This is a genomic window from Pseudoalteromonas sp. Angola-4 (assembly GCF_028599265.1).
GTDB classification, from domain to species: Bacteria; Pseudomonadota; Gammaproteobacteria; order Enterobacterales; family Alteromonadaceae; genus Pseudoalteromonas; species Pseudoalteromonas atlantica.
Map to the genome: position 1 here is coordinate 1 of NZ_JAQREK010000018.1, position 15882 is coordinate 15882.

General features: G+C 39.9%; 18 protein-coding genes and 1 rRNA gene. 12 read left to right on the forward strand and 7 right to left on the reverse strand.

Annotated elements, in window-relative coordinates:
* Positions 1-4 precede the first annotated feature (4 nt).
* The 3 genes from rrf to PSH48_RS17095 all read left to right on the forward strand — a co-directional run bounded on the left by rrf (position 5) and on the right by PSH48_RS17095 (position 2430).
* A 5S ribosomal RNA gene (rrf, locus tag PSH48_RS17085) occupies positions 5-119 on the forward strand.
* A gap of 653 nt (positions 120-772) precedes the next feature.
* Positions 773-1966: a hypothetical protein gene (locus PSH48_RS17090; RefSeq protein WP_273611934.1), complete on the forward strand. Its 1194-nt coding sequence runs from the start codon at positions 773-775 to the stop codon at positions 1964-1966.
* Complete coding sequence (locus tag PSH48_RS17095; protein WP_443197780.1) at positions 1966-2430, forward strand: hypothetical protein; 465 nt, start codon at positions 1966-1968, stop codon at positions 2428-2430. The genes PSH48_RS17090 and PSH48_RS17095 overlap by 1 nt, the downstream gene beginning before the upstream one ends.
* A 25-nt stretch (positions 2431-2455) precedes the next feature.
* Here the strand turns inward: PSH48_RS17095 and PSH48_RS17100 are convergent, their stop codons facing one another.
* Positions 2456-4543, reverse strand: coding sequence for a putative bifunctional diguanylate cyclase/phosphodiesterase (locus PSH48_RS17100; RefSeq protein ID WP_273611935.1), 2088 nt, complete (start codon positions 4541-4543; stop codon positions 2456-2458).
* Positions 4544-4803: 260 nt separating this feature from the next.
* Here PSH48_RS17100 and PSH48_RS17105 point away from each other — a divergent pair, with 260 nt between their 5' ends.
* The 8 genes from PSH48_RS17105 (at position 4804) to PSH48_RS17140 (ending at position 10824) form a co-directional block, all read left to right on the forward strand.
* Positions 4804-5736, forward strand: coding sequence for a hypothetical protein (locus PSH48_RS17105; RefSeq protein ID WP_004589136.1), 933 nt, complete (start codon positions 4804-4806; stop codon positions 5734-5736).
* A gap of 22 nt (positions 5737-5758) precedes the next feature.
* Positions 5759-6658 (forward strand): DUF350 domain-containing protein, encoded by a 900-nt coding sequence (locus PSH48_RS17110; protein ID WP_273611936.1) that lies wholly within the window; start codon positions 5759-5761, stop codon positions 6656-6658.
* Between the two features lie 3 nt (positions 6659-6661).
* On the forward strand, positions 6662-8383 hold the full coding sequence (locus PSH48_RS17115) for a polyamine aminopropyltransferase (protein WP_273609964.1): 1722 nt from the start codon (positions 6662-6664) through the stop codon (positions 8381-8383).
* An 80-nt stretch (positions 8384-8463) separates the two neighbouring features.
* Entirely contained in the window at positions 8464-8877 is a 414-nt protein-coding gene (locus PSH48_RS17120; RefSeq protein ID WP_004589139.1) for a YjfI family protein, read from the forward strand.
* 24 nt (positions 8878-8901) lie between these two features.
* On the forward strand, positions 8902-9594 hold the full coding sequence (locus PSH48_RS17125; RefSeq protein WP_029772224.1) for a PspA/IM30 family protein: 693 nt from the start codon (positions 8902-8904) through the stop codon (positions 9592-9594).
* A 73-nt stretch (positions 9595-9667) separates the two neighbouring features.
* Positions 9668-10306: a DUF4178 domain-containing protein gene (locus PSH48_RS17130; RefSeq protein ID WP_024032119.1), complete on the forward strand. Its 639-nt coding sequence runs from the start codon at positions 9668-9670 to the stop codon at positions 10304-10306.
* The gene (locus PSH48_RS17135) at positions 10303-10623 is read left to right on the forward strand and encodes a hypothetical protein (RefSeq protein WP_004589142.1); all 321 of its coding nucleotides are present in this window, start codon (positions 10303-10305) and stop codon (positions 10621-10623) included. The genes PSH48_RS17130 and PSH48_RS17135 overlap by 4 nt, the downstream gene beginning before the upstream one ends.
* Before the next feature lie 15 nt (positions 10624-10638).
* On the forward strand, positions 10639-10824 hold the full coding sequence (locus PSH48_RS17140) for a hypothetical protein (RefSeq protein WP_004589143.1): 186 nt from the start codon (positions 10639-10641) through the stop codon (positions 10822-10824).
* Between the two features lie 20 nt (positions 10825-10844).
* Here PSH48_RS17140 and PSH48_RS17145 read toward each other — a convergent pair whose 3' ends face one another.
* The 5 genes from PSH48_RS17145 to PSH48_RS17165 form a co-directional block, all read right to left on the reverse strand.
* A complete protein-coding gene (locus PSH48_RS17145; RefSeq protein WP_029772226.1) occupies positions 10845-11249 on the reverse strand; it encodes a hypothetical protein in 405 nt (134 codons plus the stop codon).
* Between the two features lie 10 nt (positions 11250-11259).
* A complete protein-coding gene (locus tag PSH48_RS17150) occupies positions 11260-11784 on the reverse strand; it encodes a hypothetical protein (protein WP_273611937.1) in 525 nt (174 codons plus the stop codon).
* Positions 11785-11891: 107 nt separating this feature from the next.
* A complete protein-coding gene (locus tag PSH48_RS17155; RefSeq protein ID WP_273611938.1) occupies positions 11892-13268 on the reverse strand; it encodes a class II fumarate hydratase in 1377 nt (458 codons plus the stop codon).
* Between the two features lie 10 nt (positions 13269-13278).
* Positions 13279-13644 carry a hypothetical protein gene (locus tag PSH48_RS17160; RefSeq protein WP_004589147.1) on the reverse strand — a complete coding sequence of 122 codons (366 nt, stop codon included), beginning with the start codon at positions 13642-13644 and terminating at the stop codon, positions 13279-13281.
* 101 nt (positions 13645-13745) lie between these two features.
* Complete coding sequence (locus PSH48_RS17165; RefSeq protein ID WP_004589148.1) at positions 13746-13931, reverse strand: hypothetical protein; 186 nt, start codon at positions 13929-13931, stop codon at positions 13746-13748.
* A 201-nt stretch (positions 13932-14132) separates the two neighbouring features.
* Here PSH48_RS17165 and PSH48_RS17170 point away from each other — a divergent pair, with 201 nt between their 5' ends.
* Positions 14133-14723 carry a DUF938 domain-containing protein gene (locus PSH48_RS17170; RefSeq protein ID WP_273611939.1) on the forward strand — a complete coding sequence of 197 codons (591 nt, stop codon included), beginning with the start codon at positions 14133-14135 and terminating at the stop codon, positions 14721-14723.
* On the opposite strand, the gene PSH48_RS17175 is transcribed toward PSH48_RS17170, so the two are convergent.
* Positions 14700-15839, reverse strand: coding sequence for a GNAT family N-acetyltransferase (locus PSH48_RS17175; RefSeq protein WP_273611940.1), 1140 nt, complete (start codon positions 15837-15839; stop codon positions 14700-14702). The two genes, PSH48_RS17170 and PSH48_RS17175, sit on opposite strands and share 24 nt — an antisense overlap.
* Between the last annotated feature and the right edge of the window lie 43 nt (positions 15840-15882).

The following is a 15882-nucleotide window of genomic DNA, read 5'->3' on the forward strand; positions in this document are numbered from 1 at the left end:
TTTGCTTGGTAACCATAGCGTTTTGGACCCACCTGACCCCATGCCGAACTCAGTAGTGAAACGAAACAGCGCCGATGATAGTGTAGCATTTGCTATGTGAAAGTAGGACATTGCCAGGCTCCAAATACAAGAAAGCCCGACTCGAAAGAGCCGGGTTTTTTTACGTCTACAGGAAAGTGAAAAAAGCACTCGTAATGAATTCACTTTTAAACCTAGAATGTAGGTCGGGCGAGCGAAGCGACACCCGACGCAATGATAGTGTCCCATTTGCTATGTGACTCTTTACCGCTGTGGGCACTACGACATCGCCAGGCTCCAAATACAAGAAAGCCCGACTCGAAAGAGCCGGGCTTTTTACGTCTGCAGAAAAGTAAAAATACATTCCAGATTTTATTCGCACAGTCTCCACCACCTCCGTAGCGTGGGTTGAGTATCACGAAACCCGCGGATAAAACACAACACAGAGCTCAAACTCTTTGTAGTAATACCAATACGCAATAATACTTAATCATTTAGCCTAGCCATCAACACGTTTTTCCACCCTCAAAATAGATCACTTAATTAAGCGAATTGGTATTACAGTACACGCAAGTCTCTTAACTTAACTAATCTATTAAGATGTATAAAAATAATAGCTTATAGTTCAGACTATTTTGATCCACACTCTTTAACTTTGACTATAGTTATACCTCATAATAATTATTCTGCAGAATTATAAAATGTCGTTACTTTTTAATATTCAGCGCTTTTTTATATAGGTTGCTGAGTGTCTATGCGAAATAAAATATTTCAGATATTCGTTTTAATCGTCAGCCTACACCATTTACCGGCTAAATCGGGTGAGTTTGATTTTTCAGGCTACGCGCGTGTTATTGGTGGTTATTTAGATGAAAAAGATGTCGAATATAGAGGCTACGATGACAGTCTTAACTTTTCACCATCAAGTTTAATAGGTCTTCAAGCTGAGTATCAGTTTAATACAAACTGGTCAGTGACAGCACAAGGGTTATTTAGATCTGATAGCACAACGGTATCTGGTGAGAGTGGACTTGAATGGCTGTATTTAACTTATACGCCCACAACAAACCTACAGATAAAAATCGGTAAGCTGCGAACCCCATTTTTTACAATGAGCGACTTCTCTGATGTAGGGTTTGCATACCCATGGATCAATCCGCCACAACAAGTATACGACACGTACTTATTTAAAACATTTAATGGTATTGATGCTATTTACAAATTTGGCTCAGATGACTTTGATATCAGTATTGAAGGGTACTATGGAGAAGAGTCGGGAAGTATTGGCATAGGCCCTTTTAAAACAGGTTTTGAGGTGGATAATTTAGTGGGTGTGATAGGGAAGTTGAATATTGAAAATATAGAATTTAGGGCTTCAAGGTATAACGGTAACATAGCGTTAGATCTTAAATCGATTAACCAACTACAAGATGTTTTAGAGAATTTTAATTTTAGCCAAAGTGCGGCGTCGCTGACAACGCAGGGCAGTGCGCATGCAGATCAATTTGGTGTTATTTATGATAATTTAGATTATTTTTTTAGAGGTGAATGGGTAAAGATTAAAACACAGTTAGATATAATTCCGACTATACGAAGCTATTACTTAACCGTAGGCTATAACAATGCACCTTTTACTTATCATCTAACCTTTGCAGACAGCGATGTAGAAATTAATGCCAATCAGAATGAAATCCCTATTGGTGCTAATGTAGAGCTTGATCAGCTGGCACAGGCTTATAACAGCGTGTTTGCAGAGTCGGCACCCGACTCACTAAAAACATGGACACTTGGTATACGATGGGATGTGCTACCTAATCTGGCATTAAAGGCGGAAGTATCTGCTTTAGAGGGCGATGAGGTTAGTAATTCTTTTTTTGTTATCCCTGAGGATGTTAGCTTTAATAGAAAAACGAATCTTTACCTTATTGGCTTAGATTGGGTATTTTGATGATGTACTCTAAGTTAACTTACGTGATTAGACATATAATACTGCTGTGTATTTTTACTTGGTCATTATTGTTTATTAGCGTACAAGCCTACGCGGATAATAGCCACACCACTAAAGTGATCATTGTTGTTAATACGGCCAATAAAAACTTAGCTTTGAGTAAGCAGCAAGTTCGCCATATTTATATGGGCGGCGCGATGAGTCGTCAATTTAAAGCAGTAAATTTACCCGCCGGAAACCCGTTACGAATCGACTTTAATACGAAATTGGTTGGCTTAACCGAATCCAGAATTCAGGCTTATTGGGCTCAGATGAGATTTACAGGGCGTAGCAAGCCACCCTTAGAGTTTAGCTCGACTAAAGAAATTATTGCGTATTTATTGAAAGAAGAAAATGCAGTTGCTTATTTACCTGCTGATACAAAAATTCCGGACGAGCTAACTGTTGTAACGCTAACGCCTTAATTTATGGTTAACTAGTAGCGCTGATTTATTTTAAAGTTAGCGCTTTAAATGCCTCTTTTGCTTGGGCTTTAGCTGCTGGAATGTGTGCTATGGCTACAGGCTTTGCAAAATAATACCCTTGCATTTCATCACTGCCATTTTTAATTAGGTAGTTAGCTTGGCTGGCTGTTTCTATACCCTCACTACATACTTTTAAACCTAGGCGTTTACTTAAATCGAGTATGGCCTTTAATACCGCCGCATCCTTTTCTGAGCTGTCAAATTGATTAACGAACATACGGTCAATTTTGATGGTATCGATATCTATTTTTGTCAGGTAGCTTAGCGATGAATAACCCGTTCCAAAATCATCAAGAGCTATAGACCCGCCCATTTGTTTTATTTGATTAAAGAATTCATTGGAGTTTTCAAAATTATCGAGATAGCTTGATTCGGTTATTTCAAACTGGATATTTGCAATGTCGACGTTGTATTTAACCAGTTTATTTTTTACAACATCAATAAAGTGATTATCTTTAAGATCATGGCTCGATAGATTTAAAGAAACGAGTACATGGTTACCTATAGTTTGCTTTAGTGTGGGTAAATCTTGAAATACCCTGGAGACAACCCACTGCGTGATTGCTTTTATTTTACCTGCTTGCTCTGCAATGGGTATAAATTCGCCTGGTGAAATAAAGCCAAGCTCTTCACTTTGCCACCTAATAAGGGCTTCAAGGCCATTAGCCTCACCATTGGCAGCTATTTTTAACTGATACACAACTTCAAACTCATTTTGCGCAATTGCATGACTAATTAAATTAGCCACTTGAGCCATTCGCTTGCTGTTTTCTAACATTTTTCTATGGAAAACAGTGTACGACCCTTTACCTTTTTCTTTTGAGGCATACATTGCGATGTCTGCATTACTAATCAATGTATTAATGTCAAACTCTGCCTCTTTAGCGTGGGCAATACCAATACTTACCCCGGTGGGTATATCCCACTGGTTAATAGTAAAAGGCGTTAGCATTGAGCTGATAATTTGCTCCGCAATATTAATAACGTCGGTGTAATTATTTATATTACGCAGCATTATTAAAAACTCATCACCCCCTAAGCGTGCAATAACATCGTTTTCGCGTAAGTGCTTTTTAATATTACTGGCTACTGCCTTTAAAAGTAGGTCACCCGTTTCATGGCCAAGTGTATCGTTAACACCTTTAAAGCTATCTACGTCAAAAAACATAATTGCTATATCTTGATGATTACTTTTACAGCGTGTTAATTCTTCTTTTAGTAAGCCCATAATAAACATGCGATTAGGTAAGCCAGTTAATATATCGAAGTTAGCTAAGTGCTCCATTGATTGCTTTTGCTTTAATAGTTGTGCGGTGTTTTTTTGATTAGTGAGCACTTGGGCATTAATAGTGTTAAGTAAGTTATTAATATCTTTGCCAAGTTGCGATACTTCGTCGTTGCCTGAGCCCTGGTATTGGAGTTGATAGTTAGTTGTTTTTTCTACTTTTTGTGTAAATTTAGAAAGTTTTAATAGCGGGCTTAATAAATGTTGGTATATCCAAAAAGAGATGAGGATGGTGATCACGATACTAAAAATAACGATAGGGGCTGCACTATAAAATAAGCTCGCTTTGCTTTCATTAAGGGGCTTATTAAAATCCTGAACAATTAATAGGTAGCCTATAGGGAACTGCTCCTCACCAATTGTTTTTAAGGCAACTAAGCCTTGGTTAGTAACACTGACGGTACGGGGCAAACTTTGTGGTTTGATCCCTTGTAACTGTGGAGAAAAATCCTCGAACTTTAAGTAATTAGGGTGCACGTAGAACTGTATTAGCTGCCAATTACTATCAAATACATTTACAAACTTTATGTGCTCGTACCTATCTAACCCCAAAAGCTCAGTTGTAATAGAAAATAAATCTATCTCTTGCGACATAACACGTAACAAATTATCTGAAATATTTGATGACATAGCATCGAGGTTTTCTTCAACTGATTGGCGGTATAAATCCTCGTGCTCATTAATAGCTAAATAAAAAACAAAACTAGCGCTTAGTACGATTAGACAAGTCGTAATAATAATAAATTTGTTACGAATACTATGAAACATTTAGCCAAATCCCTTCTTACTGTCGTGCTCTTTCACTAAAAGAGTTGTTACTTATTGTTGTTATTTATTAATAGAAGGCTTACGCGTAGCGCTGATGTTACTTACTAAATTTGTAAGTAAAAGAATGTGTTTAAATTCATAGAGTAACTATAGCTGGTTATTTTATTTTAGGCAGACTTACTTTGTTGCAATTTCATTCTTGGCTTAATAAGTGACCTGTGTAAGACTAATGCGGTTATTTATTAAATCAGGTGACATGAATGTCGAATATAAAAGCTTGGAAACTTATGAGCCTGTTTTGTTTGTTTGCAGTGCTTATGGGTTGTCAATCTAAAGAAGAGCAACTACAACAAACAATTCAAGAGTCTATTAAAAAGGCAGATGTTGAGCTCGCACAGCTTGGTACCGCGCTTGATAATGGGACTATACGTAATGCTGTATTGCTTAAAGAATATGGCAAACTCCTTAAACAGCAACAGCCAGAACTTAGTCAGGTTGTTGATGTAATTACCCTTGATGCTACAAGGCAGGGTGCCCTTTACAGTGGTTTAACACAACGACTTAAAGATATTAAAGGCACTTATTTAATCCCTCCTTACGAAGATACGCTACACAGTATTGATTTACTACGTGAGGCGGCTAAGCCTACGCTGTTTTCTGATGCGTTAACGGACCCGATTAATATGCTAGCCGATATGTCTAAGGGCAGCCTTGCGCGCGTTGGTGCTATTAGTAAAGAGGCAGAGGGCGCAGGCGAAGGTAATCAATTGGTGGGCAACCCTAATTACGGTAACTGGCAAACTAATAGTAATGGTATTAGCTTTTGGCAGTGGTACGGCATGTACCGTATTTTAGGCGATGTATTTGACCGTGTTGAATACGGACGTTGGAGCAGCCGCCGTAAATATAGCTATTACAACGATTACGGCCGCTATCGTTACTCAAGCCCTAAACAAATTAAAACGCAAAGTGCTTTAGAAACGCGTACGCGTCAATCGTACCAACGCCAAGGCAAACAGTTTACTAGCCCTTATGCGAGCAAAAAAACGGGTGCCTCGGGTTTAAGCCGCAGTAGTTATACACCGCCTAAAAGCCGCAGTAGTTACTCGCGTTCGAGTAGTTATAGCAACAGCTCTGGATCGGTACGCAATAGCGGTAGCAGAACCTCTCGTGGCGTGAGCCGTGGTAAGTAAAGAATAAGTTGGAGTTAGAAATATGTACGAATTTAATGGAATAACTACGTGGTCGCTACAAGCTTTGGCGATTGATTTTGCAATTATCGTGTTGTTATTTGTAAGCCTGAAATACATTAAGGGCTGGGTTTCAAACCTTCATGCAAATGACGAAATAACAGAACGCGATAACTTTGCTTTTGGTATTAGCTTTGCGGCAGGCTTAGTTGCACTTGCCATTGTATTAACGGGTGTGAGTAGTGGCGCCTTTGCTGCGTCGTTACAACAAGAAGCCCTGCAAATGCTAGGCTATGGTGTATTAGCCATTGTACTGATTAAATTAGGCCACTTTTTTCAAGACAAGGTCGCGCTTCGCAAAGTCAGCCTGCACGACGAAATTGTAAAAGGTAATGTAACAGCCTCTATTATCGACTTTGGTCATGTAGTGAGTGTGGCTATTGTGATTCGCTCTGCACTTTTATGGGTAGCAACAGAGGGTTGGCACGGGCTGCCTATCGTTATTGTTGCTTTTATTATTGGCAGTGTTGCACTACTGCTTGTAAGCCAATACCGCGTACAATTATTTAAGCGTACCAATAAAAGCGGTGATTGTTTACAACAAGCTATTATTGATGGCAATTTAGCTGTAGGTATACGCTACGCAGGTTTTTTAGTAGGAAGTGCCTTAGCTATTACTGCGGCATCAGGTATTGCACCGTATGCGGCCGATAACATTAATGCTAGCCTGCTTTATTGGGCTATTAGCGCGATTGTAAGTTTAGTGGCATTCATCATTTTGCATTTAATCACCATCAAAATAATTTTATCAGGTTGTGATATTTCAGATGAAGTTAACCGTCAGAAAAATGTAGGTGTAGGTGCTATTTCTGCTGCAGTGTCGTTTGCTGTCGGTATTACTATGGCAACCTTACTAGGCGCATAATCAGTGTCATCAACTACAACTAGCCCAAGTAAATCACGTTTACTTGGGCACGATATTTTACTAATAACTGTTATGGCCGTACTCGCTGGGTGCGGCCTTATTTATGAATACTTACTTTCGCATTACGCAGGGCGGGTACTGGGCTCTGTAGAGAGTGCTATCTATGCCATGATTGGCACAATGATAGTTGCCATGGGCTTAGGCGCATTTTTAGCCCGTTGGTTTAAAGATGCCTTTACCGCCTTTGCTTGGCTTGAAAGTATTATTGCCCTGGTTGGCATGGGCTGTATTTTGGCAATAGCCGGTGTAATTGCTGTAAGTTATTCACTTCCTCATTTGTTTTCTAGTATTTTTAATTTACCTCCAGATGTTGTGCTCAATGGCTATGTATTTCAAAAGCTGCAAGAGTGGTCACGCTTTTTACCTTATGTGTTTGGTTTAGTACTGGGTTTATTTATTGGTATGGAAATACCGCTTATTGCACGTATTCGCCAACATGTGTACGGGCGTTTTTTAGAAAACAATGCAGGCACTATTTATGGTGCCGATTATATTGGCGCGGGTATTGGTGCGGCTATTTGGGTAAGCATTATGCTGGCGATGCCTATAATGCAAGCTGCAGCGTGGACAGCTCTTTTTAATATACTGGCAGGGCTCGCCTTTTTATGGCGCTACCATGCTCATGTGCGCTTTGCTAAGGCACTTCTGATCTGCCATATAGTATTACTGGCACTGTTTGGGTTTATTTTAGTGATGGGTAGTAGCTGGATGAACAGCTTAAGCAATGTACTTTATAAAGATAAAGTTATTTACTCACAAGCAACTAAATACCAGCATGTAGTATTAACCGAGCGCTTAAGTAAAAACCAGCCAGCGCCTATCACCGACTTGTATTTAAATGGACGTTTACAGTTCTCGAGTATTGATGAGCAAATATATCACTCAATGCTGGTGTATCCGGCAATGCTCGCATCAAACCGGCACGATAGCGTATTAATTATTGGTGGTGGCGACGGGCTTGCCCTTAGAGATGTTTTAAAGTGGCCAGTGAACGACGTAACGTTAATTGATTTAGATGCACAGCTGCTTAATTTATTTGGCCATAAAGACGGTGATTTTACAGCGCCTGAGTCTATAAGTAAGCGGTTATTAGCGCTAAATAAACACTCGATGTTAGACCCACGCGCCAATATTATTGTGGGAGATGCGTTTTTAGAGGTTGAAAGGCTCCTTGATCAAGGTAAGCAATTTGACACTATTTTAATTGACTTGCCGGACCCTAATCATCCCGATTTAAACAAAATGTACAGCGACTATTTTTATAACCATGTACGTCAATTGTTAGCTCCCGATGGCGCAATGGCTGTGCAGTCTACCTCGCCTTATCATGCCAAAAAAGCATTTTTAAGTATTGCTAAAACGGTAAAAGCGGCGGGTTTTGATTATGTTGAGCAGTACCAGCAAAATATTCCTTCGTTTGGGCAATGGGGGTGGACAATAGCCACTAAAATGGGTCAACCAGCCAGTGGGCGAATTAAAAATATAAGCGCTATGCCGGTGCCATCAAGGTGGGTAAGTAAAGAATATTTATTAGCCAGCTTTGTATTTCCTAACCAGTATTTTGAACAAGTTAAAAGTATTGAGGTCAATAGGTTAGGTTCTGGTCAGCTATATGATTACTACCGTAATGCGTGGCAGATAGAAAGCGAATTGTATAAAAATTAATAAAACATGGTTGACATAATATGTCGGCCATGCGAATCTTAACTCAGACATAATATGTCAAACAGCAAAAAGGCAGAGACATGGAATTAAATGAACTTTCAATAAAATTAGCTTCTTTTGAAACAGAAGGCGCTAACTTTGAGTCTTTCTTGATTGCCAACCCTGGTGAGCAAGATGTTTTACAAGTCATAGTTGATGGAAACGATGAGCTTCCAATTTTTGTTACGCAAACACAAGAGCAGTTGTTATGTATTAGCTACTTGTTTGGCGAAGATGAAGTAAAAAGTGAATTACGCAACGAGTTAAACGAAACACTACTACGTTTAAACGTGCCAATTCCACTGAGTGCATTTGCTAAAATCGATAACAAATACGCGATTTTTGGTGCACTGTCGGTAAATTCATCATTAGATGATATTACCCACGAACTAGTGACACTAGCTGACAACGCTATTGACGCACTAGAAGCCGTGACCTTGTATTTAAACGATTAGTAACTAGTTAGTGGAGTTAAGATTATGAGTATATTAAAAAAATTATTTACAGCAGTACGTGGCGGCGCGCGTGAAGCGGGCGAAGCAATTGTAGATGCAAACGGCATTCGTATTTTTGAACAAGAAATAGCAGATGCGCAAAATGCACTTAATCGTGCTAAAAAGAGCCTTACAGAAGTAATGGCTAAAGAAATGCAAACTAAGCGTAAAATTAGCGCAGTTGATGCATCAATTGCTGAGCACGAAGCATATGCAGGCCAAGCACTTGAAAAAGGTAACGAAGCCTTAGCATTAGAAATTGCCGAAAAAATTGGCGACTTTGAAGCTGAAAAAGCTGAAAACGAGCAAGTATTAGCAGGTTTTAGCAATCATATTGTAGCGCTTAAACAACAAGTTAAAGACGCTGAAAAGTCGATTAAAGAAAACCAGCGTCAGCTTACTATGGTTAAAACCACAGAAAGCGTACAGCAAGCAACAATGGCGGTTAACAGCACGCTTAATACTAATAGCTCGTCTATGACATCGGCTCGTCAGTCGCTTGAGCGTATTAAACAACGCCAGCAAGATCGTAGTGACCAGTTAGGCGCTGCTAAGCAACTTGAGTCAGATACAAATGGCGACGATTTAAAAGCAAAAATGGCTGAAGCCGGTATTGGCGATACAAGCCCAAAAAGTGCTGATATTTTAGCGCGCATTAAAGCCAAGCAAAACGGCTAATAGTTCGTACATTTATAATAAAAGGTAATTAAGCGTGGCTTAGTTACCTTTTTTGCTTAAGGGATGCCTCATTATGTTTAATTTTTTCAAATCTAAAAAAGAGCCAGAACGTCAGCTTAACCATGCAAGTGAGCTTAAAAAAGGTGACATGTTTAGCGTTATCGATTCATTTGCGTATCCGTCGTGGTTAAAAGGGCAAACGCTGCGTGTTATTGATATTCAAACCTATCAATATCAGCACAGTAGTGATACTGAGTTTGTGCTAGAGACGAACAGCGGACAGGTGGTATTTTTACAAATTGAGCAAGATGATGGCGAGCAGTGGGCTAATTTTTCAATCAAAATTCAGCGTGACGACGTAGAGCAAATATTTGGGCTAGACGAATTTGCACGTATTTTTGATGAAGAGTCGTTAACCCATATACAGGTACAAAATACGCCAGAGCAGTTTATGCAGTTTTTAGCTAAAAGCTATCAGCAAAGTGAATCGCCTTATGTGTGCTATTTCCATAACAAAGATTTTCGTGGCCAGTCACTACCGCGCTATGAGCAAGAGGGTGGCGAACCTTGTGAAATGATTTGCTTAGCATCGCCAGACGAAGGGCATGGCTTAAATATTGAAATATGGGATGGCGGTGAGACCGAAGTGTCACTAACGCTAACACGCCCAATTACCGATATAGTCGACTTGTTTCCAGGAGATGCGAAGTGAGTGATGCTAAAGACAAGTGGTTACGTCAAGAGCAAGCCGTGCGTGCCACACAAATGGCATTTGATTTAAGCAGCGAAGTACAAAAGTCGATAAAAAAGCAGGCCATTGACCAAGAGCTTACGCCCTCAGATATGATCCGTAAAATTTTAGGCTTAGATGTAAAGTCTAAAAAAACACGTCAGCGCCTATCGTTTAATTTAAACGATGATGAAATAGCCCAACTTGCAACACGATTTAATGTCCAAAGTGATGATAAGCGAGCCGTAAAGCAACAAGTAGCAGAGTTATTAATTGCTCATACTAAAAACACTAAGTAGTTAATTTAGATTTATATGAATATTATTTTAATTGCTTACTTAATTATTTTTGCTTTATTTGGCACAGCTGCAAGTTACTTTGTGCGATTTATTTATGCGTACTGGGTAAAAAAAGAAATGCCAATGAAATACATTGTTAAAGCAGGAATTTGTGTGGTGCTGGTGGTGGTTATTTCAGCGTTAATACCCTTTATAGGTTAACGCTGAAATTGGCGTTTGCGCTATTTTATATCAAATGCCTGGCATTGCTGATTAATACACAGGGTTTGTACCTCAAGTACCGGTGAGCAATCGGTTAAACCTTGCGCTTTGTTTTGCGCTTTTTGTTGTTGTGTAATTTTTTGGGCAACTTCTTCGGCGTGCTCTTGAGAGGTATTAAGCGTTGAATACACAACATACTTACTTGGCCCACCACATGCTCGTGCTCCTACTTCGAGTACCTTACATTGAAAGCTTGCGGTGCAACTATTATCACTAACAATGTTATTAAGATCGTAGTTCAAGTCAGACAAATTCTGATTTTGCTCAGTACTTGATGATGTGCTTGCACAGCCGCTAAGTAATAGCATTGCGCTGGTGGCAACACTCACAATTGATAATTTAATTGCTGATGGTAAACAACTCATAACCTTGTCCTTAAAATACACTTACCGCTGAACCTTCAAGTTTAACACATTTATTTTCAACACACTGCGTGCTTGGAGAAGTTAAATGCTGGCACGTGCTCATCATTTCATTTTGTGTGTTGTAGGCTTTTTCAAGCGTTGTTATTTGCTTTGCAAGCGAACTGACTTGCCCCTCTTTAGCTGATTTTGTTGAGTAAACAACATAATCACTTGGTCCGCCGCAAGCTTTGCTTCCTACAGGCATAACCTTACATTGTGCCGAGGTATCGCACTGTGTATTGGCAATTAACGTATTAAGCTCGCTTTTTGCGGTTTTAATGTCGTTAAGTGATACTGCTTTTAAAGCGGTTTTTATGGGTTGTGATGCATCAGTAGGGGTTTTGTGCTTGTTTTCACTGCTGGTTTGTTGAGGTACTTCTTTATGCGGTACTTCTTTAAGCTCGTTCACCGAGTTAGTTGGTGCATCTTGCGATGTTGTTTCGAGGCATGCAGTTAAACAAAGTGGTAAAAGTAGGGCTAACAGTTGAGTACGCATAACAAACCTTGATAGTGATGAATTATTCATCACTATCATACACGGTGCATTTTTAACGGCAATAAAAACTATATTATCAAGTAATTAAAGCCGTTTTAGATTTACCTTTATAAACCGCCTTGGGTAAGTTTAGTGGGGTTAAGCAGTGTTTCTAATTCACTGCGTGAAAGGTCGGTTTCTTGCTCTGCGACATCAATTATTGGGCGGGCTTCTTTGTAGGCTTGCTTGGCTATTTTGGCTGCTTTTTCGTAACCGATCACCGGATTAAGTGCAGTCACTAAAATAGGATTTTTGGCCAGTGCTTTATCAATATTGGTTTGGTTTACTTTAAAACTCGCAATGGCTTTATCTGCCAATGCTTGGGCGCTATTAGCAAGTAACTCAATGCTTTGTAAAATATTGTGCGCAATAACAGGTAGCATTACGTTTAGCTCAAAATTACCCGCTTGGCCTGCCACGGTGATGGTTGCATCGTTACCTATAACTTGAGCGCTTACCATGGCTGCCGCTTCTGGGATCACCGGGTTTACTTTACCCGGCATAATCGACGAGCCAGGTTGCAGTGCTTCAAGCTCTATTTCGCCAAGCCCGGCAAGTGGGCCTGAGTTCATCCAGCGTAAGTCATTGGCTATTTTCATTTGTGCTACAGCGAGCACTTTTAGCTGACCTGAGAGCGCTACAATGGCATCTTGCGAGCCAATATTGTAAAAAAAATTACTGCTTGGCTTAAAACTTATACCCACATTTGCGCTTAAGTTTTTAGCAAACTTTGAGGCAAATTCGCCATCAGCATTTATACCCGTACCAACAGCAGTCCCGCCTTGGGCAAGCTCACATACTCGCTCTAAGCTATGGCGAATGCCTGAGGCTGCATTATTTACTTGTGATTGCCACGCGCTTAGCGTTTGCTCAAATGTAACGGGCATGGCATCCATTAAATGCGTGCGGCCTGTTTTAACTATTTTGCCAACGTCTGCCTTTTTTTGCTCTAAACTCTGCGATAGTTTTTCAAGAGATGGCAGTAATTCATAAACCACGTTAATAGCACTACTTAGTGCAATGGCTGTAGGCACTACATCGTTAGAGCTTTGCCCCATATTTACATCATCGTTGGGGTGAACTGGCTCATTACCAATGCGGGTTGCAAGCGTTGCGATAACTTCATTAGCGTTCATGTTCGAGCTGGTGCCTGAGCCAGTTTGGAAAATATCAACCGGGAAGTGCTCGTAATGCTCGCCATCAATAATTTGTTGGCATGCTTGCTCAATAGCGTTGGCTTTACTTTTACTTAAGTGATTTAGCTCAAAGTTACTTTGTGCTGCAGCTTGCTTAATGTATGCAAGCGCTGTTACAAACTGTTTTGGCATAGTTAAGCCGCTAATAGCAAAGTTGTTAACTGCACGCTGGGTTTGCGCTTGGTATAGCGCATCATTAGGGACCTGTAATTCACCCATGCTGTCGGATTCGGTTCTAAAATTGCTCATAAGTCGCTCCTTAAAAAGGGTTAAATTCGTGACTGAGTACGCGAGCTTCGCGCTCAAGTTTTAAAAATTTTTCAGTATCGTTATGTGCATAGTAAAAGCGTTTTAATGCCAATAAGGGTTTATATAATTGCTCAAGGCATTGCTTACGAATGGCATTGTGTATTAGAGGGTCGCACATTTTATTGATAATTTCATGGTGAGTGCGTAATAAATACAACTCTTGTAGTAAGGGGTTACGCTGTTTTTCAAAGCTTTTAGCAACGTTTAAAGCGGTTTCTATGTAGTGAGCTACCACCATAGGCGCATGTAAGCCTGGGCGTAAGCAGTTACAAGCAAGTTCATGATGATAAGGCTGTAATGCCTGAAAGGGAGACATAAAAAAACCGATTTAAGTTAACGATAATAGTTATCATTACATTTAATCGGTTTCAGTGTAAACAGTTATTATAAAAATTATTTGCAGCGTTTAATTGAGTATCAATTATAGCCAAGAATGAATATTTGGTCTGTTTCATGTTTTTTTAGCGCCTGTTGATTTTGGTTACAGTGAGAAAGTAAGTCGATTACAGTGGCTCTACTATCACAGGTGCTACTTGGTTTTTCGGTGCTTTTTTCTGTCACTGAGACCACAGCGTCTACAGCGGTGTAAGGGGGAGTATGCATAATTTTATCCTCGTATTTAATATTGGTAATACACCCTACTTAGGGTTGATTTAATTAAAGCATAATACATACCATCGTCTTATTTTTATTTTAGTGCCATGAATTAACTCACTTTTATAAATTATCTATAAAACTTTAATTGTTCAGTACCATTTTTTTTGCGTTAATGTTGTGCAATAAGTTTCAATATTGGTGCAGGTCATGATCAAACCTTTCTCACAAGCGTGTGAAAACAATAAGGGTCCTATTTTAGAGGTGCTTAAAACGGCTTTTAATAAGACAAAATCGGTACTCGAAGTAGGCTCGGGTACGGGGCAGCATAGTGTGTTTTTTGCTGAGCAATTACCGCATTTACAGTGGTATACAAGTGATCGCCATATTAACCATGAGGGCATAAATTTATGGCTTAAGGAGGCAAATTTAACTAATTTACACGGCCCTCTTGAGCTTGATTTGAATTATGCATGGCCGGTAAATAACGTAGATGCTATTTACACAGCAAATACGTTTCATATTGTAAGTTGGCAGTTGGTTGAGCAATTTTTTAAAGGGGTTTCAACGCACTTAGCAAGCCAGGGAGTAGTGTGTATTTATGGCCCTTTCAAATACCAAGGGCAGTTTACAAGTGCAAGTAATGAAGAGTTCGATCGCTTTTTAACACAGCGTGACCCATTTAGCGGCATTCGTGATTTTGAGGCCATAGAGCAATTAGCAACACAAGCAGGCCTTAGACTCATAAGTGATACAGCTATGCCAGCTAACAATCAGTTATTGGTTTTTAAACGGCAGTAAATCAGCGCACTGCGTTTTATAAATTGTCATATGTTGGCGTTCTCGCTTTAGGTAGTCGTTTATTGCTGCTCTAAAGTCGGGTTCAACAATATAGTGGCTGGAGTAAGTAAAAACAGGCTCAAACCCACGAGGTATTTTATGCTCACCTTGAGCGCCGGAGTGAAAGCAATGTAAGTTATGCTTAATCGCAAATTCAATCCCTTGGTAGTAACACAGCTCAAAATGAAGAGAGTCTATTTCTTCGCTGGCGCCCCAATAGCGGCCATACAAGGTATTTTTACCTTGTAAGCTTAGTGTTGCTGCCACTATTTTGTTGTCTTTTTTGGCGAGCATAATAATTAGCTGATCGCCCATTAGTGCCTGTAATAAAGTAAAAAACTCAATATTTAAATACCCTAAATGCCCAGAACGTTTTAAATAAGTACGCTGATAAAACTCACAAAATAGCTGCATTGTTTCAGGGCTTAGGTGCGAGCCTTGCAGCCATTCAATGGTAATATTTTGCTGTGCTATTTTAGCTCGCTCTTTTTTTAGCGTTTTTCGTTTGCGTGCGGTGAGTGTATTTAAAAAATCGTCAAAGGTTTTAAAGCCTTTATTAAACCATTGAAACTGCACGCCTACGCGCTGCATTATTTCGTCAGTACACAGGGCTTGAGCTTGAACCTTTGGGCAAAAGTTAACATGCCAGCCAGACCAACCTTGCTCCACACTGGTTAAATTTAATTGCTTTTTTATGTACTCGTATACGCTTTGTGTATTCGTATGTGCAATGGCAATACGCTGGCCTTCAATAGGGCTAAAAGGTACACCGCTTAGCCATTTAGGGTAATAGGCTAATCCGTGTTGCTCGTAGGCTTCTGCCCATGCCCAATCAAAAACATACTCTCCGTAAGAGTGGCTTTTTAAATACCCAGGTGCGAGTGCGACTAATTTGTCAGCTTCATAAACCGCTAAGTGCAGAGGCTGCCAGCCTGTCTCTTTGTTTACACAGTGGCTTTGCTCTAATGCATATAAAAATGCATGGCGGGTAAAAGGTTCATTACCGAATAATCGAGTCCATTCGTGTACGTCTATCTGGTTAATATCACTAAACCATTGGTGGGTAAAAGTTGCCATTACTGCTTACCTTGGGCTGCTTTATAGTGGGTGGTGGCGTTTT

Bases quoted from the DNA above. Each gene is read 5' to 3' on its own strand.
- PSH48_RS17090 (WP_273611934.1), top strand. From the start codon at position 773: ATGCGAAATAAAATATTTCAGATATTCGTTTTAATCGTCAGCCTACAC.
- PSH48_RS17095 (WP_443197780.1), top strand. From the start codon at position 1,966: ATGATGTACTCTAAGTTAACTTACGTGATTAGACATATAATACTGCTG.
- PSH48_RS17100 (WP_273611935.1), bottom strand. From the start codon at position 4,543: ATGTTTCATAGTATTCGTAACAAATTTATTATTATTACGACTTGTCTA.
- PSH48_RS17105 (WP_004589136.1), top strand. From the start codon at position 4,804: ATGTCGAATATAAAAGCTTGGAAACTTATGAGCCTGTTTTGTTTGTTT.
- PSH48_RS17110 (WP_273611936.1), top strand. From the start codon at position 5,759: ATGTACGAATTTAATGGAATAACTACGTGGTCGCTACAAGCTTTGGCG.
- PSH48_RS17120 (WP_004589139.1), top strand. From the start codon at position 8,464: ATGGAATTAAATGAACTTTCAATAAAATTAGCTTCTTTTGAAACAGAA.
- PSH48_RS17125 (WP_029772224.1), top strand. From the start codon at position 8,902: ATGAGTATATTAAAAAAATTATTTACAGCAGTACGTGGCGGCGCGCGT.
- PSH48_RS17130 (WP_024032119.1), top strand. From the start codon at position 9,668: ATGTTTAATTTTTTCAAATCTAAAAAAGAGCCAGAACGTCAGCTTAAC.
- PSH48_RS17140 (WP_004589143.1), top strand. From the start codon at position 10,639: ATGAATATTATTTTAATTGCTTACTTAATTATTTTTGCTTTATTTGGC.
- PSH48_RS17145 (WP_029772226.1), bottom strand. From the start codon at position 11,249: ATGAGTTGTTTACCATCAGCAATTAAATTATCAATTGTGAGTGTTGCC.
- PSH48_RS17150 (WP_273611937.1), bottom strand. From the start codon at position 11,784: ATGCGTACTCAACTGTTAGCCCTACTTTTACCACTTTGTTTAACTGCA.
- PSH48_RS17155 (WP_273611938.1), bottom strand. From the start codon at position 13,268: ATGAGCAATTTTAGAACCGAATCCGACAGCATGGGTGAATTACAGGTC.
- PSH48_RS17160 (WP_004589147.1), bottom strand. From the start codon at position 13,644: ATGTCTCCCTTTCAGGCATTACAGCCTTATCATCATGAACTTGCTTGT.
- PSH48_RS17165 (WP_004589148.1), bottom strand. From the start codon at position 13,931: ATGCATACTCCCCCTTACACCGCTGTAGACGCTGTGGTCTCAGTGACA.
- PSH48_RS17170 (WP_273611939.1), top strand. From the start codon at position 14,133: ATGATCAAACCTTTCTCACAAGCGTGTGAAAACAATAAGGGTCCTATT.
- PSH48_RS17175 (WP_273611940.1), bottom strand. From the start codon at position 15,839: ATGGCAACTTTTACCCACCAATGGTTTAGTGATATTAACCAGATAGAC.